A 26,841-nucleotide genomic window follows, 5' to 3' on the forward strand; every position below is an offset into this window, starting at 1 on the left:
TCTTCTGTAATGTGGTTTTTAGTATTACTAACCCCACGCTAAACTGCCAGATAGCGTAACAAAGCTGCCGGTCATCATCGCGTCTGCCGTCGTTTTTTAAACTATCGATCCCCTTTAGCCTTAACGCATTACTTATTGCCGGCCAATAACCTATGTTTCGTATGACTGGCTCAGCATAGTGCTGTGAAGGCGCGCTACCTTAACAACGCTCTCATAAATCAAAAGCTTCTTCTAGTGCAGCCGTATCTTCGAAGATTTGAAAAAACCTTATCTTCTCCTGTTCTACTTCGCAAATAATTGCCCAATCACTCTCGAATACTTTCCCGGTTACATTGACTTTGATGCGGAAATTCCCCCATGCACACGCTGCTTCCTGATCACCGATGAGTTTGTGGAGGACAAACCTCTCTATTTGTTCCGATTCTTCTAATAAGGTTAAATAATTTCTAACACCTTCTTTTCCATGGAATGTGCCGTATAAAGGAATTTTAGTAGAGGGCTCTTTTTTAAGAATAATAAATTTCGCTTCATCATGAACCAATTCGATCACTTTATCAATCTGTTTGCTTCCTAATGCTTGAAAATAACTTGTTAGCACCAGTTGGGCACTTTGCATTTTCTACTAATCTCCCTTCGAATAGGCGAAATAAGCTTTCCGCAATCGAATTTTAACATATTTATCCACCATCCTGCCCGTTCGTTTCACTATGAAAATCAACAATCAAAAATGACAGAGCCAATAGAAAAACGCCTATCCAATGACAGGCGCTTTCGCTTGCTATTTAAAGAATTATTCCCCTGCTTTGCCGATGAATTCAGCTTTCTCTTTTCCATATTGGTAAATGTAAACTTGAGAATGCTTGTTGTCACCTTTCTCATCAAAGGTAACCTTTGTGAACAGCCCATTGAAATCCGTTGTGGCGCGGATCGCGTTCTCGACTTGTTCACGAGTAGGTTTTTTGCCGCCATTGTCTTTAATCGCTTTTTCCACGCCATTCAAAGCGACCAGCGTTGCATCATAAGCAAAAGGAGAGAAAGCACCCGGCTCTTTATTGAATGCTGTCTTAAACTTTTCTACCCATTTCTTTCCTTCTTCTTCAGAACGAATGTCACTCACGACTGTTGCGTAGACGATCCCTTCTGCAGCAGGGCCCGCGATTTTATACATATCGGTAGACTCCAGACCTTCTCCACCCATGAACTTACCGGTGAACCCTTTTTCACGCGCTTGCTTGGCGATGATCCCCATCTCAGCGTACATCCCGCCGAAGAATACCAGTTCCGGTTTCAGCCCGATCAGCTGGTTCACGATCGAGGTATAATCTTTCTCTCCTGCCGTCACGCCTTCATAACCGAGCTCTGTCACGCCAAGTTCTTTGAATGCCTTGCGCACTTCATCGGTCAAGCCTTGTCCATAAGCGGTCTTGTCATGAACCAGAAAGACATTGGTTGCACCCATTTTGTCTTTTGCGTATTTGGCTGCGGCTGGAGCGATCTGGTCATTTCGCGCCACCAGACGGTTTACGCTCTTTTTGCCTGCTTCCGTGAGGTCTACGCCGGTATTGGCGGGAGAAACCATGGCCAGCTTTCCTTCTTCGTACTTCACAGAGGAAGGTATGGCGACGCCGGTGTTGTAATGACCGATTACTGCGAAAACATCCTGGTCCGAAATCAGCATCTCTGCATTGGAAACGCCGATTTTAGGATCCGCTTGGTCGTCCTGTGGAAACAGCTGCACATCAAAGCCCAGTTTTTTAAAATCCTCTGCACGATCTTGCACAGCCAGCTGTGCCCCCAGCTTGATGCCGTCTCCTTCCAGCGATTGCGCACCAGACAACGGGCTTTGCGTGGCAATCTTGATCACGTTACCACCGCTGCTTCCATTTTGAGCACCGTTTCCTGCTGGCGCTGAGCTACCGCTCGAACAGCCTGCAACAAGTGATCCAACCAAAAGGGAAGCGAGTAACAGTCGAGCATTTTTCTTCATAGACGATGAGACCCCCAGATGTTTTATGGATTATATAATTTCTATTAACATATCAATAGATCACAGTTTCGTCAACAGATAATTCCTTCTCTTTTAAATATAGAAAAAATTCACCGAACAACAAATAGGAGTAGTGTGACCCCAGGTACGTTGTAGACATTACAGTAGAGTACGATCACATCAGCTGGGTAGAGATTGAATGGAACGGGAAAGGAAAGAGGTATCCAGGAAAGATCATCGTTCCCGAATACCTCTATTTCATTCCATGATCGTTTCTAATCTAATGCAGCCCATTCGTCTTGCTCACTTTGATTGCGTTTCATCAGACTGGTTCATCCTTTGGTTTAACCGATGATACGAAGGCAGAAATCTGCCGAATAACGCTACCACCACTTCGGACGCACCTGCGAAAAGAAAGACCATTTTCGAGCCGACCAGGGCAGCCAAACTTGTACCCACTCCCGTCGAGAGCAAGCTGACAGGTTCGCTGCATGTACTTAAAATACCATACACGCGCCCACGCATAGCCGGATCCACCGTGCTTTGCACAACCGTTTCTGTAACAATGCCGTTGACTGTTCCTATTACACCCAAGAAAATCCAAATAGCAACAACGGCAATAAGGTCCTTACTGACGGCGAAAATGATGACGAGAAAACCATCGAGAGCCAAGCTTAGCAGGAATAAAGGGATCATCCGGATGTGCCCAAGCATTTTTCGCATAAACACGGCTCCGAGTAAACCACCAATTCCCGTCACTGAAAATAATAAGCCCACGATCGTCTCTGTGTCACCATATCCTTGAAAATGCGCCTCCACATGCAAGAAAGTAAGCGCTGCCTGCATGGACATGACGAATGTCACCAGCAGTTGAACAAAGATCAAATACGTGAGGGACGCTTCCTGCCTGATCAAACGCACTCCTTCGAAAAAATCGTGAAGGCCGACTTTTCTGCGGGACTGTTTTTCGAGCGGCTCCGGCTTTTTTTCAGGCCCTGGAGCATGGATCGGCAGCATGAGCACCACCGCTATTATACAAAGAACACCCGCCAGCAAAAATGCCTGATGGACACCGAAAAAAGCGACCACTAGCCCGGCAAAAGCAGGACGAATGATTTGAAAGATACTTTTGAGCATGGCATCCAGGCTGTTCAGCTCCAGATAGAGCTTTTCTTCCACAAGAGACGGCTGCAACGCCCTTTTTGCCGGAAATGAAAAGGAATAGGCGGTTCCTGTCGCGAAGGCGAGAAGATAAAGCGCCCACAAAGTCTGTGCCAAAGAAGCAGCGGAAATGGCGACGGCGAGAAACAGATAGGAGCCGATGATAAGCGCTTTCCGGTTGCATCTATCCGCCAGCACACCGGCAAAAGCGCTAAAAAGCATAAAGGGCAATGTCTCCAGCATCGTTATCATCCCGACATGCACCGGATTGTTGCTTATATCCATCACCAAGGCGATGCTCGCGAAATAAGCGATGCCATAGGCGATGGTTTTCAGATAATAACTAGAGAAAAGCAATACAATATTCGAGTTTAACGCTTGTTTCATAATCTCCCCGAGACAATTAGAATTTGGGTACCCCGGGGGAAACAACATTCATCAGGATCACATTGACACCTCCTGCCGATCCGTATTTCTGAATTCTCAACATATACGATGTTTGGACCATTATATATAGATATGGAATGATTCGCAAAATATTTTGTCAATACAGATAAAAAAATCCCAGGCTGTCATGGCTTTATTTTTTTCTAAAAGATGCCTCCAATGCACCTGTATCTTCAAAGCCTCGAAAATACTTAATCTTCCCGTCTTCCACTTCACACACCACTGCCCAATAACTTTCAAAGATGTTATCCGTCGACCGTATCCGATGCTGAAATCTCCCCCAGGCAAAAGCCGTGATTTCATCCCCCAGTATCTTATGAATTTCGAATTCTTGGGTATCGAGATCATTCTGGAACTTAGACAACATCGCCCTTACGCCTTCTATCCCCTCATACGTACCGTAAAAGTGATGTCTGTCCGTTTCCTTATCGTATGCCGCGATAAACTTTGCATCTCTATGCACGTAGTTGAGTGCTTTGTCCATATCCTTCAAATTTTGAAAATATTGTAGCAGCACTTGCTCTGGTTTCATCAAGCATCGGTCTCCTTTTTTTCGAGGTGGAAAACTTGCGAACATCCCGGCGGGCTATTTGTCATGGGCACAGAAGTGGCTTTATTGCATTGCTTTAAGCTGGCTGGAAACTGTACCTAGGTGGATTCCTTCGTGAACCAGAGCAAAGTTGAACAGCTCACCTGCGGTATCGAAATGGAAAGGTCCCATAACAAACGGTGATTTCAATGGTGCATCCAGTATCTCAGGAGTCAGCTCTGAGAAACGGGAAAGTTGCATCGAGAGGAATTGAAGCAATTCTTCCTTGCTTGGGGGAGCTATCGTCCAAGAAGATGGTTTCGTTCCCGAATTGAAAAGCGATTGATAATGATCCGGTATGAAGGATGGAGAATCGAAGCAAAGTGTTGAGAACTGATCCATCCAATAGATCATGTGACCCACATTCCACCGGATTGTGTTATTGAAGCCATTCGGTTGCACGTCGAACTGCTCATCGGAAATAGCTTGAACCTGACCAATCACAATTTGACGAAGTACTTTGCTCGTGTGGATAACGGATTGACTCATAAGATAGCGCCTCCTCTTATTTGTGTTGCTCTCTTCCATGCAAGTGTAGCTCTACCTTGGATACGCAACAATCACACGATTCCGATGCAATTGATCGGTCTCACTAATCGTTCGATAATCACAAGTGAAAATCATCCATTTCTTCGCTATACTGGAAGCAGTCAGTGTAAAAAATGGGTGAAGGAGCATGATGGAATGGAACTTAGACAGCTCCAGTATTTTGCTGCGATCTGCAAGGAGATGCACTTTTCCAAGGCAGCAGAAAATCTCTGCACGACTCAGTCCAACCTCAGTCAGCAAATCAAGTTTTTGGAAAATGAACTGGGATTGCCGCTATTTGACCGCATAGGGAGACGAATTGCTTTAACTGACGCTGGGCAAATCCTTTTGGAACAGAGCAAGATTATTTTCGAACGCATTGACTATATACAAGGGGCCATCTCGGATCTGAAGAAAGTGGATGGCGGCAAACTGGATATTGGGATTCTTCCTGGAGACGGGGATCTTTTGTTTGACGCTCTGCTTATCGATTTTCATCGGTCGTACCCAAAGCTGTCGATCAAAGTCACCGAATCTACAGATGTGTATGAACAAGTAGTTGAAGGCATCAGAGATCTCGGCGTTACCACAACCCCTGACAAACCCGATGACCGTATCTCCGTGATTCCGCTATTCCATGAGGAGTTCGTCTTGGCAGTACGCTCGGATCACCCTGCTGCCAAAGCGAAAGCGATTCCTTTCGAACAACTGCAGCAAATGAAGCTGGTCATGTTCGAGGCGGAACACCAAATTTCAAAGATCATTCATGCCTGTTGTCAACAAAAGGGGATCTCGATCGATAGTCCGATCGTAACGTCCACTCTCTCGACATTGCTATCCTTGGTTGAGCAAGGCGTAGGAGCTTGCATTCTCCCCCGCTTGTTAGTGGACAATCTCAATCGAGGCAACATCACAGCCGTCACCCTGTTGAATCCTACGCCAAGTCAGGACATCTGTATTATCTACCATACAGACCGGTTTATGGGGAAAGCGGCCAAATTGTTCATCGATGTTCTGCAATCTTATATTCAAAGAGTGATGGAAAACAGCAACCGATCTTTGGGCTGACCGTTACAACCTAAAAAGTCCGTCGTTAGGCAACCGGGCTATTTTCAAAAATACCGTCCGTTCGGCTCATCACGAGACCACACGACTTCCTCGTAAACGCGAATGCTTGATTCTTGATTCCTGATTTCAATCGCAATATTTCGATGACAATCATGATAGATTAACTGAAAGAGGCTGCAGGTTCTTCTTCCGCAGCCTCTGATGCTTCGTTATTAGAAATCCACCAAAACCAAGCTTGCACCTACATCTTAATAAAATACGACCTTTATTCTTCCCGGTCCACGTTCTCGACAGAATTATCAACGACGTCACCAGCTTTATTACCTAGCATACCACCGACAACTGCACCCGCAACAGTACCAAGAGGTCCAAAAACGGAACCTGCGGCAGCGCCTGCGACAGCACCACCAGTCGTACCTACTGCTTCTGCTGCATTATTGTTATCTGCACCTTCGCTTTCATTTTGAAAACGATCTTTGCCTTCAGCCATCCAATTCACCCCCTCATCCTGATGATAGGGAAGTTCTCTGCTTACCATGACATTCCCGGAAGTATTTTGCCCGTCTTGGGGTATTTCTACTCCAATCCTTCCATGTCGGGAAACAGAAGCCGTACTCTTTTGCGAGCCTACCGCTCGAAACTGAATGACCGTTCCAGGCTACTCCCAGATTGATTCCTTTCAAAAAAGGCCATAATGAAAGGAGGGATTGGAAAGGTACAGGAGGAACGAACATGAACATCGATCGAGCAAGTAAAATCGCTTTTATGGACTTTGGAGGTCATTTGATCCTGAATATGCTGGAGTATCAAGACATCTCTCCTTCCAAAAGGCCCCGCAGCAAAAACTCTACTGAAAAAGAGCAAAAGAAAATACAGCAAAAGGTTTCATCAGAAATACCGTTTTAAGTAATGTGTGAATCAAGCTGTTCTAGGTTACATGATGAAAGGCAGTGGCAGTCTACGAAATCATGTTTGATTTCGCAGCTGCCTCTGCCTTTTTATCTAGGAAAACGCTGAGGTCTCCTTATTGTCCTGGAAAACCTCCTCTATATGAGAAGCTTACCTCTTTGATTTGGACAGGCTGCCTGCCAACCGGGCTTTCCAAAACCAGTGACTCCTGGGGTGCCGTCAAAAGCAACTGCCTGCCAATGGGAGATAAGAAGGATATTCGATTGTGATCAGGATCAATGTCTGTGGGAAAAACCACAGTAAATAACTCCTCGTAGCCGTCCTCTTCAAACCGTACACTCACGCTGCTGCCCAGTAAGGTTACATTTTGCAGGCTTTGGGACAACTCACTGTCATCCTGAGCGAGAATGTCCTCTAAGGTCTCCCTGTACCGCCTGACGAGCGCATCCACGATCTGCTTTTCCTTGCCGTAATCGCGCACGTAATGATCAAAAAAAAGAGAATATTGTTCATCGAAAAAGATGAGCTGCTGGATCAATTGCTCACGAGTCGCACTCAATATTCTATGGTTCATAATAAATGTCACCCCCAATTAACTTTTCGCCGCTTCGTTTGATGAACTTGATGTCTTTCATGGCAATACCTCCTTAAAAAAATAGCCCCGCGTCGAATCGGGACTTCTCTCCATTTTATCAGGAATTTCCGGTGGTTTCCATTCTGTAGGCAACCCTGACGGAACAAAAAAACCTCATCCTGATCAGATGAGGTTCCCGTTTTTATTGAATGTACGTGGTAATTTCGCTTACCTCTTTGCGAGGGAGCTTTTTCGGAACGTCTTGAGGATGTCCGAGTGCGATTACCATGTTCATTTGTTTTTCATCAGAGATGTTCAGGTAGCTTCTGATTTTATCAGCAGCAAGCAACACCGGTCCCGTCATCGGGCACGTACCCAAACCCTTTGCGTAAGCAGCCAGCATCAGGTTTTGGGTAGCCAGGCAGCTGCTCTTGATGCCCTCCTCTTCCCAGACCGTTTCCGGAACCAATTGGATCGGTTCGAAGATCTTTTCGCGGAACTTCGACTGGTATGGGGTCGCCAAGCAGATGATCAGCGCAGGTGCATTCGAAAATGCCGTTGCATAGGGTCCAAATGAGCGAACCAACAGCTTGGCTTCCTTTTCAAATCCCTTTTCCGTTGCTGCTGCTGCTTTTTCGTTCAGAGCATCCCATGTGAGCTGCTCGATTTGTTTGATCATTTCTTTGTTGGTGATGACGATGAATTCCCATGTTTGAGAATTCGTGTCACTAGGAGCGTAACGGGCACAGTCCAGGATGTCGTTGATGTCCTCGATCGACACGTCCTGTTCGGTAAATTTACGTACGCTGCGTCTTCCGTGAATAATATCTTTTAGTGCGTGAAAATCCATGTAGAGTGCTCCTTTTGTTTATTTACACGATTACCATTATAACGTAAAACTTTTGAATGTCGAAACTACTCTATGCGAAAACGGTTCTTACGTCAAGGGTTGTTCAATCCGATGAGGAGCGAAAACCGCAGCTTCCACTTCGAGTGCAGGGAGAGGACGGCTGGATTAAGGACCCTGACCAAAAGGGGTGTTCCACATTAGTGAACTTATTGTTTTCGACAACTTTCTGCATTTTCCTGCATTATCCAACAAAACGTGTTACAAACCTGTTACGGCTTTCTCTTTTTTACAGTTCTCTCTCCATTCCTACCAGCAAAAAAGCATCGAGGTCGCTTCCGAACGAAAGTGCCTGATGCCCCATCCATCATTGAAAGATCGGCCAGATATCGGGCGTTTCCTGCCCTACATACCAGACAGCGGAACCTTTCAGTTTGTATTTGTTAACCAGTTCCAATCTGTGTTTCATTGACATTTCGTCCTCAATCCAGATCTGATGCTTCTCTCCATTCTCGATGAACTCTACGTAGTTTTGCTTCGTTTTGTCGTCCCATTTCTTGGTTAGCTTCTTCTCCTGTAACAGCTGCTGCGTTTCTACCATACTGCGGTCAAAGCGAACCGATTGATGGGTCGATAGGTTCGTGACCCATTCTCTGGTGTAGAAAGGAATTGCAAGCAAGACCTTTTCCGCTGGAACATCCCTCAACAAGAGCTGCACTCCCTCCTCCACCCACTGGAGAGAGGCTACGGATCCCACCTTTTCGCCTCCACCCAGATCTTCATCATATCCCATCATGATCATGTAATCGGCTGTTTTTCCGAGCTCTTTTCGATCGTAGCTTCCCGACCAGTACGGATCCGGGTTTTCCCGTGTGACATCGACAGACACGACGATGCCATGGGGCGAAAATGTCTTCTTCAGTTGTTTGATGAAATCGACGAAATCCGCTTTGTTTGTAGGACTGATATTTTCGAAATCCACATTGATGCCATCGATTTTGCTGGGTACTACTTTCTTTTCGAGAAGCTCTACGATTTTCTTCCGCTTGTCCTGACTTCCGATCATGGAATCCGTCAGTTCCGCATTGAATTGGTTCCCAAAGAATGCCCAGACCTTTTTCCCTGACTGGTGTGCCCACTCGATGTATCGCGGATCTGCTTCCCCTGAGACTAAGCGCTCAGCATCCAGGCTGTACCAGCGAGGAGATACGACGTTGATTTCTGGCGATAAGCTATTTTGATGAATGTAGATGTCTGTGGTGCCAAAGGCATTCCACCCCAAAACGATTTTGCTGAGTTCATCGTGACTATTTTTCTGCACAGTGGATCTATCTATAGGCGGTGATGCATCATGACGGGGCTGACCACACCCTGCCAATCCGATCAGCAATAGCACAGAAAGACAAATAAGCGTTTTTCTCATACGCATGTTCCCCTCTTCCCTGTTTTCCTTCCGGTTAGTTTGTCCAAAGCGAAATGTGTTTCTAGCTCGCCCTTTATTTACCAGTAAGGGGATGGTCTTTTCCTGTTCATGCTATAAGCAGAACGAGGCTCGTGGGCCAGTCCAGTAGAAAGGATGGGAACTACCTTGACGAAAAAAGATTATGTAATGGGTATCATCGATAATCTAAGGAAGCATCGTGGCCTCTTGCCGCAGCATGTTCAAACCGTGTTCGATGAAGTACGCTCTGACTTACAGAGTGTATCTTCGGAAGACTTTTATCTGCAATCGAATGGAGCCGTTACGCAGCAAGAGCTCAATCAAGCACCCAATCCACAGGCTCCGCTGCTCCGCTTGTCAGAAGCGTACTTTGATCTGAAAAAAGTGGCCGATGCAAATCGATCCACCCGGCCTGAACTGGTGTCAGCTGTGAATCAACTGGAGGCTTTGCTGCAAGAATCGGATAACTATTCTCCAGAATAACGTTCCTACTCTTGCACGCAAGTTCATTCGTAATGGTACATAAACAAAGGATTCCTGTTCTCGGGGGGAATTGTTAGTGAGTACACTTTCCATTTTCGCATTGGGTGGCGTATATGAGATCGGCAAGAACATGTACGGAGTGCAATACGGGGATGACATCGTATTAATTGATTGCGGGTCAAAATTCCCGGATGAAAGCTTGCTTGGAATTGACCTGATTATCCCTGACATTACTTACTTGTTGGAAAACCCTGATAAAGTACGCGGCTTGATCGTAACCCATGGCCACGAAGATCATATTGGCGGCATCCCTTATTTGCTGAGACAGTTCAACATGCCGATTTTCGGCTCAAGATTGACACTGGGATTAATTGAAGAAAAGCTGAAAGAACACGGTCTCCTGCAAACGACAAAACGCACGCCTATAAACTCCAAATCAGTCATAACGCTGGGCTCATTTACGATCAGCTTTTTTCAGACCAACCACAGCATTCCCGATTGTCTGGGCGTCGTATTTGAAACGCCCAAAGGCACTGTTGTACATACCGGAGATTTCAAATTTGATCTGACCCCCGTCAATCATCAAACCCCCGATATACACCGGATGGCTGAAGTCGGGAATAAAGGGGTACTGGTGTTATTGTCTGAAAGCACGAATGCGGAGCGCCCTGGATTCACTCCATCTGAGAAGCATGTAGGTGATCATCTACAGGAAGCATTCAGCAAGGCGAAGCACAAAATCTTTGTCTCTACGTTTGCGTCCAATGTCTATCGCCTGCAGCAAGTGATCGACGCAGCATTGTTGACGAACCGCAAGATTATGCTTCTCGGCAGGAGTATGGTCAATGTCGTCAGGATCGCCTCGGAACAAGGATATCTGCATGTCCCGGAAGGTATGCTGATCGAACCGGAGGAAGCCAATCAACTGAATCGGAATCAGATCGCTATCTTGTGTACGGGCAGCCAAGGGGAGCCAAATGCAGCGTTGGCTCGCTTATCTACTGGAAATTACCGGCATGTGAAAGTGGAGTCCGGGGACACCGTGATTTTGTCGGCATCCCCGATCCCAGGGAACGAGAAAAACGTCTCGCGCATTGTCGACAATCTGTTTATTCTAGGGGCAAATGTGATCTATGGCTCTGGATCCGCAACCGGCATGCATGTATCCGGCCACGGCAGCCAGGAAGAATTGAAGCTGATGCTGACTCTGATGAAACCCACCTACTTTATTCCGATCCACGGCGAGTATCGCATGCTCCATCAGCATCGCCTTCTTGCGGAATCCATGGGAATGGACAGAGAAGACATTTTCATCGTCAATATCGGCGATGTCGTCGATTTTTCAGAGGGAGAACCGAAGCAGGTGCGTAAAATACCCGCTGGCAACACTCTCGTAGACGGATTTGGCATCGGGGATGTCGGTACGGTCATTTTGCGTGATCGCAAACACCTTTCCGAGGATGGCATACTGGTCGTTGTCGTCACGCGAAATAAAGCAGATGGCAAAATCCTTTCAGGGCCTGAGCTCATTTCTCGCGGTTTCGTATTCGCCCCAGAAGCGGAAGCACTCATGGAAGAAGCCGGCCGCATTGGACTCGCTGCCCTGATCCAGCTCCAGGAAGAAAACGTGAACCAATGGAGTCGTCTCAAGCAAGGGCTAAAGGAATCGATCGGACAGTTCCTTTATTCCAAGACCAAGCGTCGTCCGATGATCCTTCCCATCATCATGGACGTGTAGGCCACCCAAAGAAAGCCGTCCCGAATTCCGAGGGACGGTTTCTTTTTGCATAAAAAAGCCTTCCTGAATGGAATCGAGGAAGGCTAAACGATTTTCCTACTGCTCTGTCTGTTCTTCTTGATCCACATTATTGGTCCAACCCCAGCTTTCGATCTTTGCCGTAGGATTGGATTGGTTAGCGGTCTTTTGGTTATCCACTGCCTCTTCGTTGTCCTGCTGGTTCTGGTTTTGGATTTCCATACACTCGCCCCTTTGAGTTCATTATTTTATAGTATGATTCCTGCAGATTCGTTGTATGCAAGGTTCGTTTTCAAGGATCGAATGAAAAAAGAGTCTTTTCTTCATACTAGAGACGAACCCTACCTTGGAAAGGAGAAGTTTCCTTGACTCGTTTTATTGTGAAGGTTGTCATGAATGGCATCATTCTCATCCCCCTTCTCAAGTGGTATACCGAAGCAACTACCATGTCCGCTGTCGTCGCTTCCATCATTTTCTCCCTAATTGCCTATTTCATTGGGGACCAGCTGATTCTTCGAGCATCCAACAATCTCGTCGCAACCATCTCAGATGCCGTGCTGGCCGCCATATACCTCTGGGCAGTGTCTGCCATGATGAATTGGTCGCTTAGCTGGGGTGAACTCCTGTTTACAGTCGTCTTGCTGGGAGTAGCCGAGATGCTTTATCACTACTTCCTGAAGAGATTTGATCGTGATACGGAACGGGAGACGGCATAGGCACTACCACTAAATCTCGTCACGCGTTCACAAAAAGCCAACCTGAATCAGTTGGCTTTTCGTGCTTTTCTGCTCCATTTTTCAGATCAAGGCAGGCTGCTGTGACTGCAGAGGCTGCTTCATGATCCCCTGCTGATAAGCATTCATGATGACCTGTTGATGAGACAAAAGCAAATGTTTCAATTGAGGATCTTGTGCCATTTCCGCAAATAAGCCGTGCATTTCAATTTCCGCGTGTTTGGAGCGTAAAGCTTCTTGTGTTTCGAGGAAATCATGGGCAGCAAAACGTTTCATAAAACAGCATCCTCTGATTCGAGCATTTTCATACCCGTACGAAAAACGCACATAAAAAGGACCAGGCATTTTCGACCTGGTCCCGCTTGGGGGCTAATACGTGCCGGACGAACCCGCTCCCCCGGGATGCTTCGGTGGTTTGACACTCTCACCTTCCGCAGCTTTTCTCTGTTCGAATAAATCAGTTGCGCCTGCAGCATGAGTTCCCAAAATTTCCATTTCTTTATTTTGCGTTTGCTGACCGCTGTCTTTCGGCATGGCTCAAACTCTCCTCACGTAGGGGATAGACAACTTACAAGTAGTTTGTCTCGGATGGCAAATCCTACTCCAAACGGACAAAAAGAACTATTCCTGGGCAGGCTTCGTCTTTTGGATGAAGAACGCTAGCACCAATGCAAGGACAGAGAAACCAAGCCCGATCAAAAAGGCGTTATGAACACCGGCTACCATCGCCTCAGCCAGTTGATCAGGCGCTGTAGGATTGGGTGACGTCGCCAGGAAAGCTCGCTGGCCAGAAGTCATCACACCGATGAAGAAGGCGACACCTATGGCTCCGGCAACCTGCTGCAAGGTGTTCAAGATGGCCGTTCCATGCGGATAAAACCTTGGCGGCAACTGATTCAGTCCATTGGTCTGGGTAGGCATCATGATCATGGAGATCGCCACCATGAGACAAATATGCAGCGCGAGGAAAGACATCTTGGACGTTTCAATCGAAATTCGTGTAAGAAGCCACATGATCACGCAGAGAAACGCTGCTCCCGGAATAACCAAGGCTCGGGGGCCGTATTTGTCAAACAGTTTTCCTGTAAGGGGCGAAATAAGCCCGTTCAATAGGCTTCCCGGCAGCATTAACAGGCCAGAAGCGAATACTGTCATGCCAAGCGCTCCCTGGAACAGGAAAGGAAGCAGCGACATCGCAGAGAACAGGGTCATCATCATGATGATGAGCAAAATGGCTGTCAGCGTGAACATGGGAAAACGGAATGCACGAAGATCCATCAAAGGCTCCTCTACCCGTAGCTGCCGCACTACGAACAACACGAGCGAAATGAGACCTACCGCCACAGTTCCGTAAACAAGTGGATTCGACCATCCTCCATGACCCTCACCCGAGCTGCTGAAACCGTAAACAAAAGCACCGAACCCGATGGTGGATAAGATGAGGGAGACCACATCCACCTTTATTTTTTTGGTCTCCGATACATTCTTCAGGTAGATTGCTGCAAACACAATGGAAAAGACAGCGAAGGGCAGAACCAGGTAAAAAAGCCAGCGCCATTGCAAGGACTCCAGAATGAGACCGGAGAGTGTGGGTCCAATTGCAGGGGCAAACATGATGACTAGCCCGATGCTCCCCATGGCGGCGCCTCGCTTTTCAGGCGGGTACAAAACGAGAATCGTATTCATCAAAACAGGCAGCATCAGGCCGGTTCCCGCTGCTTGGAGCAGTCGTCCGACCAATAAAATGGAAAAGTGCGGGGCAATTCCACAAACCAAAGTGCCCGCGGTGAACAGGATCATGGCTCCCAAAAACATTTGTCTGGTCGTAAACAATTGGACCAATAATCCCGATGCCGGAACCAGCACACCGACAACGAGCATGTAGCCAGTCGCTAGCCATTGCAACGTCGATGCCGATACATTCAACTCGATCATCAGCTGCGGAAACGCAATGTTGAGCAGTGTTTCATTTAGGATGGAGAAAAATGCCCCGATCATGAGCGAGATCAAAATAGGCAGTCTCTTTACTTCCCCAACATCTTTGGGAGACTGGAAAGTGGCGTTTGCGTCTGGATTCACTTTAACATCATCTCCTTTGTCATTTTAGCCTCCCCAAACCATAAGGGAGCATCAATTGGAAATTCCGGCCAAGACCACTAAAAGGTAACAGCAAAAAGGGAGATCAATCCCCGCTAACGACACGGAGATGATCACCCTGTAATGATTCCCTATTCTTTTGACTGGGCAGCCCTATTCTTCCACATCAGGTTTCACATCCGGCTCTGGAAGACGCTGTCCATACAGCTGCGCATGAATCTCCTCGATTTCTTCACCCGTCAGATCTCCGCGTTTTAGCAGCTCTTCCGCAATCGCGTGGACAAAGTCGGCATATTCCAAGACCAGCTTCTTTACCAGCTCCATCTGCTCACGTAGCAGCTCATTGATTTTGGGTCGAAGCGTTTTAAGTCCATCGATTCGGGATCCAGTGGCCAGCCAGCTGAACAGTTCATCTCCCATTCCAACAATCCCCAGATAAGCACCTGCGAGCTCTGTAGCTTGATGGAGATCGGAGGTGACACCGTTTAGCTTTTTCCCGAGAAACTCTTCTTCAACGGCGCGCGCTGCCAGACACACTTGAATCGCGGCGAGAATCTCACTGTCACTGCGGTTGTATCTCTCGTGTGTCGGTTTGGTAGCTGCCAGCCCCAGTGCCCCACCCCTGCGGATGATCGTCACCTTCCAAACGCGCTCATGCGGTTTGAGAAAAAACTGAGCCACTGCATGGCCCGCTTCATGGTACGCAACATTACGCTTTTCATCGTCGCTCATTGAACGGAGAGGCTGCTTGATCCCCCACTCGTACGTTTCCATCGCGGCGCGGAAATCATCATAATTGGCGACCTGAGCCCCCCGTTGATGGGCAATGACGACGGACTCGTTCACAATATGCTTGATCTGCGCGGGACTGTACCCGATGGTATCGAGGGCCGCTTTTTCTGGCGTCAGCGATTCATCATGTTTTACTTTTTTCAGATAGTACTGAAAGACATCGATCCGCCCATCATAGTCGGGAGAATCAACCCACAGCTGACGATCGAATCGTCCCGGACGAAGCAAAGCGGAGTCGAGAATATCCGGGAGGTTTGTTGCCGCTATGGTCATGACTGCCGGCCTTTCTGCCTTCTTGCGCCTCAGGCCGAGAGTCCTCATCAGCTTGGCAATTTTCGTATTATCGATGTTGGGTGGATCCATTTGAAGCAGCAGTTCATTCAACAGACCCGCACCGCCCATGCCGAGCATGCCTCCCCCCATCATCCCCCCGCCTTGGCGTTTCATCCCGATGGCATCGATCTCATCGATGAAAATAATGCACGCCCCATATTCGCTTGCCCGCTTTCTCGCTTTTCGGTACAACCCCATGACCTTGAGATTCCCTACCCCAAAGAACATGTTTTGAAAGCTGGGTGCTGATGCATACGCAAAAGGGACCTGTGCTTCGTTGGCAATGACCTGAGCTAGGTAAGATTTTCCAGTCCCTGGCGGCCCGCATAGGAGCAGTCCACGAATCGCTTCTCCTCCCATTTCCTTGAACTCTTTTACCCCTTTGAGCAGGGTGACGATCCGCTTGGCATTCTCCACGATCTCGGGGTTTCCGCGGTAGTCCTCCCACGTCGAGCCAGTCTCACCGGGCAAGATCCAATACGTTCGCCCGCGGGCTAAAAACCAAAACAAAGCAACAAACTGAATAATGATGAACAGGATGGCAAATAGAAGTTGAAACAACAGTGAAACAATTCCCCAGGCAACTGCCCAGTAAGTCGGTCCTCCCACGGTCAGGACAATCAATACCGTCGCTATGATTCCGAGCCAGAGGAGGATTTTACGCCACTTGATCCACTGATATCTCCTCATGGCACCACTCCCTTTTACGAAATATTTTGATTATTGTATGAGGAGACAAACTTTGTGGTGCCTCGTCCCCTCGTGGAGGATGCCAGGCGAGATGCTTCGTAAGTGTCCGTGATTCCTTACAAATATATACGAGGAGACGAGCAAATCATGTCTCGGTACCAAAAATATAAGCACATCCAAATGGGTTATGGATCAAAAAAACAGCCCTCCAAACAGGAAGGCTGACCCTTTATGTTGCAAATCTGCTTTTAATGTCCAGCACGTACTTGATAATAACGGCAAGCCCGCCGATGAAGTAAAAAACCAACAAGGCATAGCCAGTCGGATCGATCGAGGACATGGATACCAGGATGTTAAGCGGCAGGATGTAATAGAGTATATCTTTTAAATATCCAAGAATGAAAGTGGGATGAAAGGAACCTTGCCAAAACGACTGGAACAGTACGATCAAAAAATCGATGATCATGAGTCCAAAAATGGCCCAAACCGTGTAAATCATCCAGTCAGCCAGTGAATACCCCATCTTCTACACCACCTTTTTCCTTCATCCTATGCGAAGGAAAAACGCAGGTGCGGATAAGCAATGCGGATTTTTATCCTTTCATTTCGTCACACTTACGATGTCCTTGACTTTGATCCATCGGGAATCTTCTTTGTTGACGAGTTTGACCAAATATTGTTCGGCGTCAATTTCCCGAACCAGTCCACATGCTGATTCTACCGTGCCCAAAGACCCAGATTCCCTGACGAACCATAGTACCTGAATGGGATAGTTGTATTGCGTGCTGTCATAGATTCGAAAACACATCTCCCCGAAGTCTTCATCCTCTATCGTCGGCCGCCGCACCAATGTACATGCTAGCTCCTCGTAGCCTCTTCCTGCGTGATGTGAAGATTTCTCGCTCATTCTCAACCCTCCACGAATACGAACTTATGTTCCTATTATGCGTCAATCGATTCCGTTCCGCAAGGGGGATCATTCCCGGTAGCACGAGTAGCGCTATCGAAAAGAATAATGCAAGGAAGATTGTGTAAAAATACGACAAACGAATTCATTGGGAAATCAGGGTGCTCTTATGAAAAAGATCGCTTGGAACAGAAAAGGCTTCAAAACCAATCGGGGATCTGATCCAATCACACCCTCCATTGACGAGCAAATCGAATGGCTCCGCCAGCAACTCACGGACCGCTTTGACGTTGTTTACCATCAATTCGTGATCGGTTCTTCGCAGCGATGCGCCCTGGTTTATTTGCAAGGCATGGTGGATATCCAAATGCTTCAGGAAGAGCTCCTACGTCCCCTCTTCACTCTCTCGCAGACGAGCTCCCGTGAGTTTCGCGAGAGAATCTTTGAGCGCAGACAACTGCCTGTCTCTGATTATCACATAACCAGCCTGCGTGCTGGCTTCCACTCTTTGCTCGATGGCTCTGTGCTTTTTCTGGTTGATGGCGAGGAGAATATCATCCAGCTTCCTTTCGGCTCCCAGGAGCAGCGCACCATCGATGAACCTGCCAATGAGGCTACCGTCAGAGGCCCGCGAGAAGCCTTTATCGAAAATGCGGAAGTCAACCTTTCCCTGATTCGAAAAAGACTGAAAACCCCTCTGTTCAAAACCGAATCCATGCGCCTTGGCACCCATACCCAAACCGAAGTCATGATTCTCTACATACAGGGAATCTGCAAGAAGGAACTGGTGGATGAAGTCAAGATGAAGCTTGCGAACATCGAGATCGATGGGGTACTCGGCAGCAGCTACCTCGAGGAATTTCTCGACCATTCCCCTTTCTCTCCTTTTCCCCAGGTGCAATATACGGAAAGGCCAGATGTCGTTTCCGCAGCACTGCTGGAAGGACGGGTCGCTATGATCATAGATGGTACGCCTATGGTGTTGCTCGCACCCGTCACGTTATGGATGCTGCTACAATCAGCAGAGGATTACTACCAGAGGTATATCGCAGGAACATGGATTCGTTGGATACGTTATCTGTTTGTTTTCATTTCACTGCTGCTTCCTTCTGTGTATGTTGCGATTACGACGTTTCACCCGGAAATGATTCCACCTAAGCTGCTCATGACCATCGCCGCTTCTCGTGAAATCGTTCCGTTTCCTGCATTGATCGAAGCCTTCATCATGGAGGTTTCCTTTGAAGCCTTGCGGGAAGCAGCCGTACGCATCCCCAAATCGATCGGTCAAGCTGTGTCCATCATCGGTGCCTTGATCATCGGTACCGCTGCCGTGCAGGCGGGGATCGTTTCCGCTGCAATGGTCATCATCGTATCTTTTACGGGCATCGCTTCCTTTATCATCCCGCACTATGATTTGGGCCTGTCCTTTCGCTTTTTACGGTTTCCCATCATGATTTTTGCTGGGTTGTTTGGGCTCTTCGGCATCATTTGCGGCCTGCTTTTGATCTATATTCACCTCATCAATTTACGTTCATTTGGCACGCCCTATTTGGCACCCATGACACCGTTCATCCCAGGTGAACTCAAGGATACCTACGTGAGGGCACCGTGGTGGTCCATGCGCAAAAGACCATCCACGGCAGGGATGAATAAGATCAGGCAGCGAAATAACATGAGCACGCGAGAGGAGGATGGCGATTGAGTACGATTCGACATTGGCGAACCGCCGCGCTTTTCTTCGTTGCTGTCCTCGCCTTCTGCGGACTAACGGGATGCTGGTCGTCCGTAGAATTGAATAATCGCAGTTTCGTACGCATCATTTTCTTAGATAAAGTGAAAGACGGGGTCGAGATAACCCTCTCTTTCCCTTTGCCGAACCGCCTCATTCCAGGACAGTCAGGCGGTACCGGTGAATTAACCGGAAAGCCTTATACTTCCATCACCAAGACCGGACATGACATCGGTGAAGCGTATCGCTTCATCCAATCCGACTTATCTCGGACGATCACCTTTGGCCAAACAAGCGTAGTGGTAATCGGAAAGGAGTTGGCAAAAGCCGGCATCTCCCAGATACTGGAATTCATTTCTCGTGAACCTCGGTTTCATATCAATACCAATTTGTTTATCGCACCTGGCAAAGCCAAAGAAGTTACGACGATTCCCATCATCTTTGAGCGCTTTCCCGTAGACATCTTGCTCGCCTATGGCAATCAGCTTGTGACGATCGATACGACCGCAAAGGATTGTTTGGTCGCTTCTTATTACGGGGGTGACATGATCATACCCATGCTGAAAATCGAAACCAAAGCTATCCCCAGCGAAAAAAACGAGGTGCAAAACTGGCTTGGAACAGATGGAGCAGCTATCTTCAAGCAAGGAAAACTAGTTCATATTCTCACGACTTATGAAATGAGGGGGGCCATGTGGATTCTCGGAAAAATGAGGGACGCAGAAATTTCGGTGAATGCTCCTACAGATGGAAAGCCACTCGATTTTATGATCAACCAGTCCCATTCCAAGATCAAACCGGTCATCGCGGGAGATCAAATCACGATGCATATTCATTGCAAAGCGGACGCTTCCTTGATCTCTTCGCAGTCCACCCTTCCGTTGCAGGATCCGGAACAGATCAAAAAATTGGAGAGAAGCCTCGAAGAATTGATTAAGATCCGGATGACGAAAGCCGTAGAGCGCTCGCAGCATGCCGGAGCGGATGTCTTTCAATTCAGTTCTTACCTGGATTGGTATGCCCCAAGCGTGTGGAAGGAAGTGGCCCCACGGTGGCGGAAAATGTATCGCGAGAACGTGAAGGTCATCCCTCATGTTAAAATCACCGTAAAACGGCTAGGGACCAATAAAAACCCTGTTCACATTCATCCCACAGAGCCATCAACAGGGGGTTGACATGTTTATCGTAGCCTTTGTCTTTGGAATCATCTTTTTCTATGAGCTGCATTATCTTCGGCAAGCAAATCGAAAAAAACGAACGAAACGGATCGTCGTTGGGTTTCTTCTCTTTTGCTTTCTCAGCTTTGAAGCTCTGTATTATTTTCGGGAAGATTTCCAGTTTGCCAAAGTAATTGAGTTTCTTTTTCAACCGATCGAAACGTTCATTGTGTGGAGAGACGAAAATGGATAACGAGCAGGGTAAAGTCACGCAATCACAAATCTATATGTTGTTCACCCAATACCTTTTTACCACCGTGCTTGGATTTCGCCTGTCAACAATGGTGACGGAGGCGGGATATTCTACCTGGATCTCCCTCTGCTTGGGAGCTATTTGCGGCTTTGTCATTACCTATCTCTCCTTTCGGCTGGCCATCAAACGTCCCACTGCCTCCTTTGCTGTCTATGGCAAATTCATAGTTGGAAGGTGGCTGCACTATCCTCTCATCGCCATCATGATCTTCACGAGCTTGCTCAGCGGAGCATTTGTCTTGCGTGAGCTGCAGGACTTCCTGGTAGAGGTTTACCTTCCCGAGACTCCTGATTGGGCGGTCGCAACACTTATCAGCATTTGTATCGCCTATGCTGTCCGCTCAGGTGTGCAAACCATCTTCAGGTGTGCGCAAGGGATCTTCTTCTTAAGCGTCTTTGGCATGTTGATGATCCCGCTATTCGTTGTACGGGATATGAACTTCCAGATGACCATCGCTTTCTTTCAGCATTTCCAGCAGGACAACATCGGAAATGCGAGTTATATTACCACAGCTTTATTTGGAGAAATGTCCTTCATCCTGTTTTTGATCCCTTATTTTGCGCAACCACAAAAAACCATCCGATCTTTGGGATGGGCACTCATCTCCTCACTGTTTATTATCCTGACGAGCCTCATATCTACCTTGCTCGTATTTGGACCCCATTTGACAGCAGACCTGATTTACCCCGAATTAGAGCTTATTCGCTTTATCCGAGCCGGCTCATTTCTGGAGAATCTTGATCCTGTTCTGATTGCGGTGTGGCTCACAAGCCTATTTATCAAAATCAGTTTGTTCCTGTACATCGCGGTGATTGCACTGACTCACAGCTTTTCCTTACATGATCACAAGCCGTTCACTTTATCCATGACCGCCATCATGGTGGGTCTATCGTTATTCATGGCCCGATCGAAAATGGAGCTTGCCCATTTGACCATTCACGGAATGGTCAGCCTCCTTATACTAGCGGAGATCATCCCTGTCCTTTATTATGTAGCAGACTGGGTGCGTGCATCTTGGGCCAAACGTTAAAAATACCATATAAAAAACGCACAAGCCAAAGGTGGCGGGTGCGTTTTTCTTCTGGCATGAATCTGATTAATAAGGATCAGCAGGATGTCCTTCATTTTCTGCTTGACGAACGGCCTGCCCAGGATTGGTCGCTCCCATGGGGCCGCCAATCCCGTCGCTTTTGCTCTTTCCTTCCTCCACGCCTTTTTTGATCCGATTCCCATAATCCATATCGCATTGGGTAAAGAAATGAATCATTTTTTCCTGAATTCGCGGGTCACAGCTGAGCATTGCATTGGTGAGATTGGCGATCAGCTCGTCTCTCTCCCAATCCTCCATCATTCGATAACGCTCACCCGGCTGCTTGAAATCGTTGGTGCGATCGATTTTTTGACGTACGATATTTCCTGCGACATACGGCTCATGATCTTTTCCATGCTGCTTGGCCTCATGCAGCCCACCGATTGTCGAAGGCTCATAATTGATGTGAGGCTCGGTGCGATCAACCTTGTAGAGCATCTGGCCGCCTTCCTGATTCGTTGCCACATGCGTTTTGGGTGCGTTGACGGGAAGCTGCAAGTAATTCGCCCCTACCCGGTAGCGCTGCGTATCCGAATAAGAAAATGTCCGGCCCTGAAGAAGCTTGTCGTCGGAGAAATCGAGACCGTCCACAAGCACTCCTGTTCCAAAAGCGGCCTGCTCGACCTCTGCAAAGTAGTTTTCCGGGTTTTTGTTCAGCACCATTTTCCCTACGGGGAGAAACGGAAATTGGTCTTCAGGCCAGAGCTTGGTCGGATCGAGCGGATCGAAGTCCAACTCTGGATGATCATCATCGGACATGATCTGCACGCACATTTCCCATTCCGGATACTCGCCTCTCTCGATCGCCTCGTACAAATCCTGTGTCGCGTGATTGAAGTTTTTCCCCTGGATCTCTTCTGCCTGTTTTTGCGTCAAGTTTTTGATTCCTTGTGTCAGTGGCTCCCAATGGTACTTCACGAACACTGCTTTTCCTTCTTGATTGACCCATTTGTATGTATTCACCCCTGAGCCCTGCATCTGCCGGTAGTTGGCCGGAATCCCCCATGGAGAGAACAGGAAGGTGATCATGTGCATCGCTTCCGGAGTGTTGGAGATAAAATCGAAAATGCGCTCCACATCTTGAATGTTGGTGACGGGGTCTGGCTTGAAGGCGTGAACGAGATCGGGGAATTTCATGGCGTCCCGAATGAAAAACACCTTGAGATTATTGCCAACTAGATCCCAGTTGCCGTCCTCCGTGTAAAATTTGACTGCGAACCCCCGGGGATCACGCAGAGTCTCCGGTGAATGGATACCGTGAATCACTGTAGAAAAACGCACGAAGACAGGCGTTTTCTTTCCTTTTTCCTGAAAGAGCTTCGCGCGCGTATAAGTGGAGACAGGCTCGTTTCCAACCGTCCCATACGCTTCGAAATATCCATGCGCCCCCGCACCACGTGCATGCACGACCCGCTCTGGCGTCTTTTCACGGTCAAAATGAGTAATCTTCTCCAGGAAATCGTAGTTCTCCAGTACGGTCGGCCCGCGATTCCCCACGGTACGCATGCTCTGATTGTCGGTTATCGGATGCCCTTGTCGATTCGTCAGCGTTTGCTCTCCATCACCGTCGTTGGTGTTGCTTCCCTTGTTGATATCCATCCCTATCCTCCTCCGTGAAACATTCATGTACATGTAAATGTTTTCCGGCGGAGGAATTCTTTATGCAGAGAAACAAGCTGCTAGCATGCAGTATAGCCCATCTGTTCTCCCAAGATGGGAACGCACTCACTGCTATCGTAGGCAGCAGCCACATGGACGTCTTCCACATATCCTTTGCTGATCAATTCCTGTCCAGAACCGGATTGGGCCAATGTTGGCAGCAGAGCATTTTTGGCCATCCGATAGGAAGCTACGGCGGTTTTAGCTTCAGGAGATAAGTGATGTGAGGTCAATTGATCGAGTATCGAACCGGCAGCGATCATGTCTTCAATGGCTGGGCGAAGGGCTCCATTTGGCCATCTTTCTCCGCTCGCAATCATGGTCACGCTACCGCCATGCCGGTTGATATAACGAGCTACGGCAGATGCGTTACGTAAACATGCGGCGATCACAGTCCCGCCGCCTCGCTTCGCCAAGACTGTGCAAGTGGAGCCGTTCGGGGATGGCAAGACGATCCGTGTATGCAGAGGGATGGCACGAAGCGTAGCTGGGGAGTGGGAAATCGGTTCTCCACGCTTGCCAGCCACTATTGCATTGTTCTCCATCGCAAAGGATTGGGCCGTATCATCCTTAAAGCGGTAGGGGAATACGACTCCCCCGCGTCCCACTACCACATCTACGCACGTCGTAAAAGAAAGGACATCCACGATGACCACGATATCAGAGGCATTTCCGACATATTCCACCCCTTCGTATCCCCATTCAAATCTTGCTGAAAAGTCTGACTGTGTAAATACATCAGCACTAATCACCGTATTCCGCCTCTCCCTAGCAAAATGGTTACTCGTCCTAATACGTTCGCCGTTACAAATAAAGACAAGGTGAAATATAGTATTATGTCCCACTGATTAAAATACTAAGAATGGAGTGAACTTGATTGGGAAACAACAATCAGCAAGAACTTCGTACAACCGGAATTTTGCAAAACAACCTTGGTGTTGCCGTCGCAGCTCACCTCGAACTGCTCAACCTCAACAGTACTGCAGTTGACGTGCGCGTACAAGTATTGAACTGGGGGACTGCCGTAACACAAACCAACCCTGTCAGCACTTTCCTCGACGTGACGCAAGCTATCGCCGGAAACACCCGCATCGCTTTTAATGCAACTATCCCAGCATCCTTCCACTATGAAGTACGTGTAACTGTCAACTGCGAAAACTACAAAAACTACACCAACAACAACAATAACAACAAACCTGACAGTGACAACGTCCTCCTCAACACCTACGCACGCACAGCAGTCGGCGCAGGCCAAGTCAATGGTCTTTCTGTACTCGATAGCCAGTTCCAAAGCGTTAAGATTGACACCTGTTTCTAATGTAGAATCTATGGAGAAAAGGAATTGTGGCCCTTGCCATAGTTCCTTTTTTCTTTCAATCCGCTAGATACCAACTGGGAACAATCTCCTCAAAATATTCATGGTCCTGGCAAACTCGTGAAATCCGCTCCTGCATTTCCTTCATCTGATGGGGAACCACCCTCAAGGTCCACACAATCGATGAGAAGATGGCCATCGCTGTATACACACCATATCGTATCCAAAAAACATCGCTGGGGCACCCGTTCGCTCAAGATATCCCCTGATTTGACCGATACAAAAAGGAACGCTGGTTTCTCTGCTAAAAAAAGCAAGCTTGGTAAAATCGTGAACAGGATCTCCCCAGTCCATCCGATTAAAATCAATCGCTCCGGCGTACTTTCCCTCATGAACGATCAAGTTACCCACATGAAAGTCATCATGCAAAAATCGGTTCGGTACGTCGCGCAGCAAACGCGTATGGTCTTCGATAAACGTCAGGATTTTTTCCGCTTGGGGAATTCGGTATCCACAATTGTAGTACGCTTCTACATAGCGCTCATGTTTTAGCAAGCAGCGTTCTTCCCATTCAGGAACGGAGGCTTCCGCACAGATCGTATGCATGGCAGCTAGCTGAGTTCCAGCTACTCTCCCAATTTCATATTGTTCCTCAAGAGAAAGAACGGGCAAAGCGTCCTTGGCATCCTCCCCCTCCAGATAAGACAAGACCATGTAGCAATGATTCGATTCCTCCAACACGGCCTGTTCCATGGGTAAAGATGCCTTTACCTCCATTTTTTTCAAAACCTCTAGAATCGCAAATTCTTTTTTCTTTTGCTCCCATGCGGTCCGGTCGGCTATGCGCAGCATTCGCTGGGTACCGTCAGACAGGTATACGCGATATTTGAGATCTGTAGAGAATCCTTTGAAGATTTGCTCGATCCTCTCCGTATTTCGAAGACTCGGTGAGGTATGTATCAATGCTTGCAGCCAGTCCTCCATGCTTTCCCCTCGCTTTCTCATGGCAACCATTTATTATACTAGCAAACTCACGGAAATGGTAGAAAAAGGAATACAAGGGCTCATCAATGGATGAAAACAAAAAAACTGCCCGCGAACGGACAGTTTTTTTAAAGGGAGACTTACAGTTTTACTACGTTCTCAGCTTGTGGGCCACGGTTGCCTTGAACGATGTTGAATTGAACGCGTTGGCCTTCGTCCAAAGTTTTGAAGCCATCACCTTGGATTGCGCTGAAGTGTACGAAAACATCGTCTCCGCCTTCTACTTGAATGAATCCGAAACCTTTTTCTGCGTTAAACCATTTTACTGTTCCGTTCGTTTGCATGAAAAAAAACCTCCAAAAAAGTCAATTTTGAATATGCTAGTCATATTTACCGAAGCAAATAAAGCTCACATATCATGAAGAAATACCCTTATCGATACGTGTGATATGCCTTCATGATATGTGAATCCATACCTACTTCTCAAATATGTGAGAATCGTATTACGGAACTTCAAAACGGGCAAGGTACATCTTTTGAAAACCAAAAACAACGAAAGCCCTGCCTCTCTTTCATCCTTGCGGCTCCGATGACCGCGCCAGTGTGAATCGGGCATTCAAAAAATAAAAAACGTAAGGTGTCCACTTTCTACGTGGATATTACGTATCGGATTTTCAAGTAGCAACCTCATTCTACCATGCCTGTCCAGTAAAAGCAACAAGACACCTTCTATCCCTTACTCTTATGCTTCTGCTACAATCAAGGAAAGGAGTGATCCACACATGCAAAAGGAAACCATCAGCTGCTCTACTTTTCGCAAAACCATCCAGGAAGAAAGCAACCTACTACTGGTTGACGTTCGAGATGAAGAGAAATTCCTACAAGAAAGTCTGCACATAGAAGGAATCGAAACCAAAAACGCCCCCTACGTACATATGAAGGAACAAGATCAGCCCTTTGATGAAAAAACCTCTCATACGTTCCGAGATGCGACGATCATCACGGTCTGCACCACAGGCAACAAGGCACAAAAAGCAGCAGCTCTCCTCCGGGAAAAAGGATATCGTGCCCTTGCACTTGAAGGCGGATTGACGGCTTGGAACGATTTGAAAGAAAACCGCTAATGACTTCTCCCTCTCGATCAATCGAGAGGGATTTTTTCTTATTCCTTCCTACCTGTATTCTCTATTCTATGATTCTTATCCTATTAATCCTACCAAATATTACACCTATCATTCTCCGATAGATCTC

The 26,841-nt window shown here is 47.5% G+C and carries 31 protein-coding genes; 11 read left to right on the forward strand and 20 right to left on the reverse strand.

The features are described from left to right. Nucleotides 1-211: 211 nt before the first annotated feature. The 5 genes from JNE38_RS15370 to JNE38_RS15390 form a co-directional block, all read right to left on the reverse strand. Nucleotides 212-616: a nuclear transport factor 2 family protein gene (locus JNE38_RS15370; RefSeq protein ID WP_203357336.1), complete on the reverse strand. Its 405-nt coding sequence runs from the start codon at nucleotides 614-616 to the stop codon at nucleotides 212-214. Nucleotides 617-790: 174 nt separating this feature from the next. Further along, nucleotides 791-1,987: a branched-chain amino acid ABC transporter substrate-binding protein gene (locus JNE38_RS15375; RefSeq protein WP_203357337.1), complete on the reverse strand. Its 1,197-nt coding sequence runs from the start codon at nucleotides 1,985-1,987 to the stop codon at nucleotides 791-793. 303 nt (nucleotides 1,988-2,290) lie between these two features. Continuing rightward, on the reverse strand, nucleotides 2,291-3,535 hold the full coding sequence (locus tag JNE38_RS15380) for an MFS transporter (RefSeq protein ID WP_203357338.1): 1,245 nt from the start codon (nucleotides 3,533-3,535) through the stop codon (nucleotides 2,291-2,293). Nucleotides 3,536-3,728: 193 nt separating this feature from the next. After that, nucleotides 3,729-4,127, reverse strand: coding sequence for a nuclear transport factor 2 family protein (locus JNE38_RS15385; protein ID WP_203357339.1), 399 nt, complete (start codon nucleotides 4,125-4,127; stop codon nucleotides 3,729-3,731). A gap of 81 nt (nucleotides 4,128-4,208) precedes the next feature. Next, complete coding sequence (locus JNE38_RS15390; protein WP_203357340.1) at nucleotides 4,209-4,673, reverse strand: DinB family protein; 465 nt, start codon at nucleotides 4,671-4,673, stop codon at nucleotides 4,209-4,211. Nucleotides 4,674-4,868: 195 nt separating this feature from the next. Here JNE38_RS15390 and JNE38_RS15395 point away from each other — a divergent pair, with 195 nt between their 5' ends. Further along, nucleotides 4,869-5,780: a LysR family transcriptional regulator gene (locus JNE38_RS15395; protein WP_203357341.1), complete on the forward strand. Its 912-nt coding sequence runs from the start codon at nucleotides 4,869-4,871 to the stop codon at nucleotides 5,778-5,780. Between the two features lie 265 nt (nucleotides 5,781-6,045). Here the strand turns inward: JNE38_RS15395 and JNE38_RS15400 are convergent, their stop codons facing one another. Next, entirely contained in the window at nucleotides 6,046-6,270 is a 225-nt protein-coding gene (locus JNE38_RS15400; protein ID WP_203357342.1) for a glycine zipper domain-containing protein, read from the reverse strand. A 242-nt stretch (nucleotides 6,271-6,512) separates the two neighbouring features. Between JNE38_RS15400 and JNE38_RS15405 the strand changes: the two genes are divergently transcribed. Continuing rightward, nucleotides 6,513-6,686: a hypothetical protein gene (locus JNE38_RS15405; RefSeq protein WP_203357343.1), complete on the forward strand. Its 174-nt coding sequence runs from the start codon at nucleotides 6,513-6,515 to the stop codon at nucleotides 6,684-6,686. A 118-nt stretch (nucleotides 6,687-6,804) separates the two neighbouring features. On the opposite strand, the gene JNE38_RS15410 is transcribed toward JNE38_RS15405, so the two are convergent. The 3 genes from JNE38_RS15410 to JNE38_RS15420 form a co-directional block, all read right to left on the reverse strand. Then, nucleotides 6,805-7,263: a GreA/GreB family elongation factor gene (locus JNE38_RS15410; protein WP_203357344.1), complete on the reverse strand. Its 459-nt coding sequence runs from the start codon at nucleotides 7,261-7,263 to the stop codon at nucleotides 6,805-6,807. 202 nt (nucleotides 7,264-7,465) lie between these two features. Further along, nucleotides 7,466-8,113, reverse strand: coding sequence for a nitroreductase family protein (locus JNE38_RS15415; RefSeq protein WP_203357345.1), 648 nt, complete (start codon nucleotides 8,111-8,113; stop codon nucleotides 7,466-7,468). Nucleotides 8,114-8,477: 364 nt separating this feature from the next. Then, complete coding sequence (locus JNE38_RS15420; RefSeq protein WP_203357346.1) at nucleotides 8,478-9,533, reverse strand: glycosyl hydrolase family 18 protein; 1,056 nt, start codon at nucleotides 9,531-9,533, stop codon at nucleotides 8,478-8,480. Between the two features lie 165 nt (nucleotides 9,534-9,698). Between JNE38_RS15420 and JNE38_RS15425 the strand changes: the two genes are divergently transcribed. Further along, nucleotides 9,699-10,034 (forward strand): hypothetical protein, encoded by a 336-nt coding sequence (locus JNE38_RS15425; protein ID WP_203357347.1) that lies wholly within the window; start codon nucleotides 9,699-9,701, stop codon nucleotides 10,032-10,034. A 70-nt stretch (nucleotides 10,035-10,104) separates the two neighbouring features. Next, on the forward strand, nucleotides 10,105-11,772 hold the full coding sequence (locus JNE38_RS15430; RefSeq protein WP_428993707.1) for a ribonuclease J: 1,668 nt from the start codon (nucleotides 10,105-10,107) through the stop codon (nucleotides 11,770-11,772). Nucleotides 11,773-11,868: 96 nt separating this feature from the next. Here the strand turns inward: JNE38_RS15430 and JNE38_RS15435 are convergent, their stop codons facing one another. After that, on the reverse strand, nucleotides 11,869-12,012 hold the full coding sequence (locus JNE38_RS15435; protein ID WP_203357348.1) for a hypothetical protein: 144 nt from the start codon (nucleotides 12,010-12,012) through the stop codon (nucleotides 11,869-11,871). A gap of 143 nt (nucleotides 12,013-12,155) precedes the next feature. On the opposite strand from JNE38_RS15435, the gene JNE38_RS15440 reads away from it, so the two are divergent. Continuing rightward, complete coding sequence (locus tag JNE38_RS15440) at nucleotides 12,156-12,506, forward strand: DUF2512 family protein (RefSeq protein WP_203357349.1); 351 nt, start codon at nucleotides 12,156-12,158, stop codon at nucleotides 12,504-12,506. Nucleotides 12,507-12,587: 81 nt separating this feature from the next. Here the strand turns inward: JNE38_RS15440 and JNE38_RS15445 are convergent, their stop codons facing one another. The 6 genes from JNE38_RS15445 to JNE38_RS15470 all read right to left on the reverse strand — a co-directional run bounded on the left by JNE38_RS15445 (nucleotide 12,588) and on the right by JNE38_RS15470 (nucleotide 17,343). Continuing rightward, the gene (locus tag JNE38_RS15445) at nucleotides 12,588-12,800 is read right to left on the reverse strand and encodes a hypothetical protein (protein ID WP_238933682.1); all 213 of its coding nucleotides are present in this window, start codon (nucleotides 12,798-12,800) and stop codon (nucleotides 12,588-12,590) included. A gap of 93 nt (nucleotides 12,801-12,893) precedes the next feature. Further along, nucleotides 12,894-13,058: a hypothetical protein gene (locus JNE38_RS15450; protein ID WP_203357350.1), complete on the reverse strand. Its 165-nt coding sequence runs from the start codon at nucleotides 13,056-13,058 to the stop codon at nucleotides 12,894-12,896. 87 nt (nucleotides 13,059-13,145) lie between these two features. After that, complete coding sequence (locus tag JNE38_RS15455; protein ID WP_238933683.1) at nucleotides 13,146-14,603, reverse strand: MDR family MFS transporter; 1,458 nt, start codon at nucleotides 14,601-14,603, stop codon at nucleotides 13,146-13,148. A 171-nt stretch (nucleotides 14,604-14,774) separates the two neighbouring features. After that, nucleotides 14,775-16,436, reverse strand: a complete 1,662-nt coding sequence (locus JNE38_RS15460; protein WP_203357351.1) for an AAA family ATPase — start codon at nucleotides 16,434-16,436, stop codon at nucleotides 14,775-14,777. 229 nt (nucleotides 16,437-16,665) lie between these two features. Next, nucleotides 16,666-16,959, reverse strand: coding sequence for a hypothetical protein (locus tag JNE38_RS15465; protein ID WP_203357352.1), 294 nt, complete (start codon nucleotides 16,957-16,959; stop codon nucleotides 16,666-16,668). A gap of 78 nt (nucleotides 16,960-17,037) precedes the next feature. Beyond that, nucleotides 17,038-17,343, reverse strand: a complete 306-nt coding sequence (locus JNE38_RS15470) for a YolD-like family protein (RefSeq protein ID WP_203357353.1) — start codon at nucleotides 17,341-17,343, stop codon at nucleotides 17,038-17,040. Nucleotides 17,344-17,512: 169 nt separating this feature from the next. On the opposite strand from JNE38_RS15470, the gene JNE38_RS15475 reads away from it, so the two are divergent. From JNE38_RS15475 to JNE38_RS15490, 4 genes are read left to right on the forward strand one after another with little or no spacing between them, the layout of a single operon-like run. Beyond that, nucleotides 17,513-19,045: a spore germination protein gene (locus tag JNE38_RS15475; protein WP_203357354.1), complete on the forward strand. Its 1,533-nt coding sequence runs from the start codon at nucleotides 17,513-17,515 to the stop codon at nucleotides 19,043-19,045. Further along, on the forward strand, nucleotides 19,042-20,247 hold the full coding sequence (locus JNE38_RS15480) for a Ger(x)C family spore germination protein (protein ID WP_203357355.1): 1,206 nt from the start codon (nucleotides 19,042-19,044) through the stop codon (nucleotides 20,245-20,247). Before JNE38_RS15475 ends, JNE38_RS15480 begins: the two co-directional genes overlap by 4 nt. 1 nt (nucleotide 20,248) lies before the next feature. After that, nucleotides 20,249-20,482 (forward strand): hypothetical protein, encoded by a 234-nt coding sequence (locus JNE38_RS15485; RefSeq protein WP_203357356.1) that lies wholly within the window; start codon nucleotides 20,249-20,251, stop codon nucleotides 20,480-20,482. Then, entirely contained in the window at nucleotides 20,475-21,572 is a 1,098-nt protein-coding gene (locus JNE38_RS15490) for a GerAB/ArcD/ProY family transporter (protein WP_203357357.1), read from the forward strand. The genes JNE38_RS15485 and JNE38_RS15490 overlap by 8 nt, the downstream gene beginning before the upstream one ends. A 66-nt stretch (nucleotides 21,573-21,638) precedes the next feature. Here the strand turns inward: JNE38_RS15490 and JNE38_RS15495 are convergent, their stop codons facing one another. Together JNE38_RS15495 and JNE38_RS15500 are read right to left on the reverse strand one after the other, a co-directional pair. Next, nucleotides 21,639-23,231, reverse strand: coding sequence for a catalase (locus JNE38_RS15495; protein ID WP_238933684.1), 1,593 nt, complete (start codon nucleotides 23,229-23,231; stop codon nucleotides 21,639-21,641). A gap of 80 nt (nucleotides 23,232-23,311) precedes the next feature. Continuing rightward, the gene (locus JNE38_RS15500; protein ID WP_203357359.1) at nucleotides 23,312-24,043 is read right to left on the reverse strand and encodes a 2-phosphosulfolactate phosphatase; all 732 of its coding nucleotides are present in this window, start codon (nucleotides 24,041-24,043) and stop codon (nucleotides 23,312-23,314) included. A 125-nt stretch (nucleotides 24,044-24,168) separates the two neighbouring features. Between JNE38_RS15500 and JNE38_RS15505 the strand changes: the two genes are divergently transcribed. Further along, nucleotides 24,169-24,609, forward strand: coding sequence for a hypothetical protein (locus tag JNE38_RS15505; RefSeq protein WP_238933685.1), 441 nt, complete (start codon nucleotides 24,169-24,171; stop codon nucleotides 24,607-24,609). Nucleotides 24,610-24,771: 162 nt separating this feature from the next. On the opposite strand, the gene JNE38_RS15510 is transcribed toward JNE38_RS15505, so the two are convergent. Next, on the reverse strand, nucleotides 24,772-25,590 hold the full coding sequence (locus JNE38_RS15510) for a phosphotransferase family protein (RefSeq protein WP_238933686.1): 819 nt from the start codon (nucleotides 25,588-25,590) through the stop codon (nucleotides 24,772-24,774). Between the two features lie 140 nt (nucleotides 25,591-25,730). Then, complete coding sequence (locus tag JNE38_RS15515; protein ID WP_023556900.1) at nucleotides 25,731-25,934, reverse strand: cold-shock protein; 204 nt, start codon at nucleotides 25,932-25,934, stop codon at nucleotides 25,731-25,733. Between the two features lie 438 nt (nucleotides 25,935-26,372). Between JNE38_RS15515 and JNE38_RS15520 the strand changes: the two genes are divergently transcribed. Next, nucleotides 26,373-26,714: a rhodanese-like domain-containing protein gene (locus tag JNE38_RS15520; RefSeq protein WP_203357360.1), complete on the forward strand. Its 342-nt coding sequence runs from the start codon at nucleotides 26,373-26,375 to the stop codon at nucleotides 26,712-26,714. The last annotated feature ends 127 nt before the right edge of the window (nucleotides 26,715-26,841 follow it).

It is taken from the genome of Brevibacillus choshinensis (genome assembly GCF_016811915.1).
Lineage (GTDB): Bacteria > Bacillota > Bacilli > Brevibacillales > Brevibacillaceae > Brevibacillus > Brevibacillus choshinensis_A.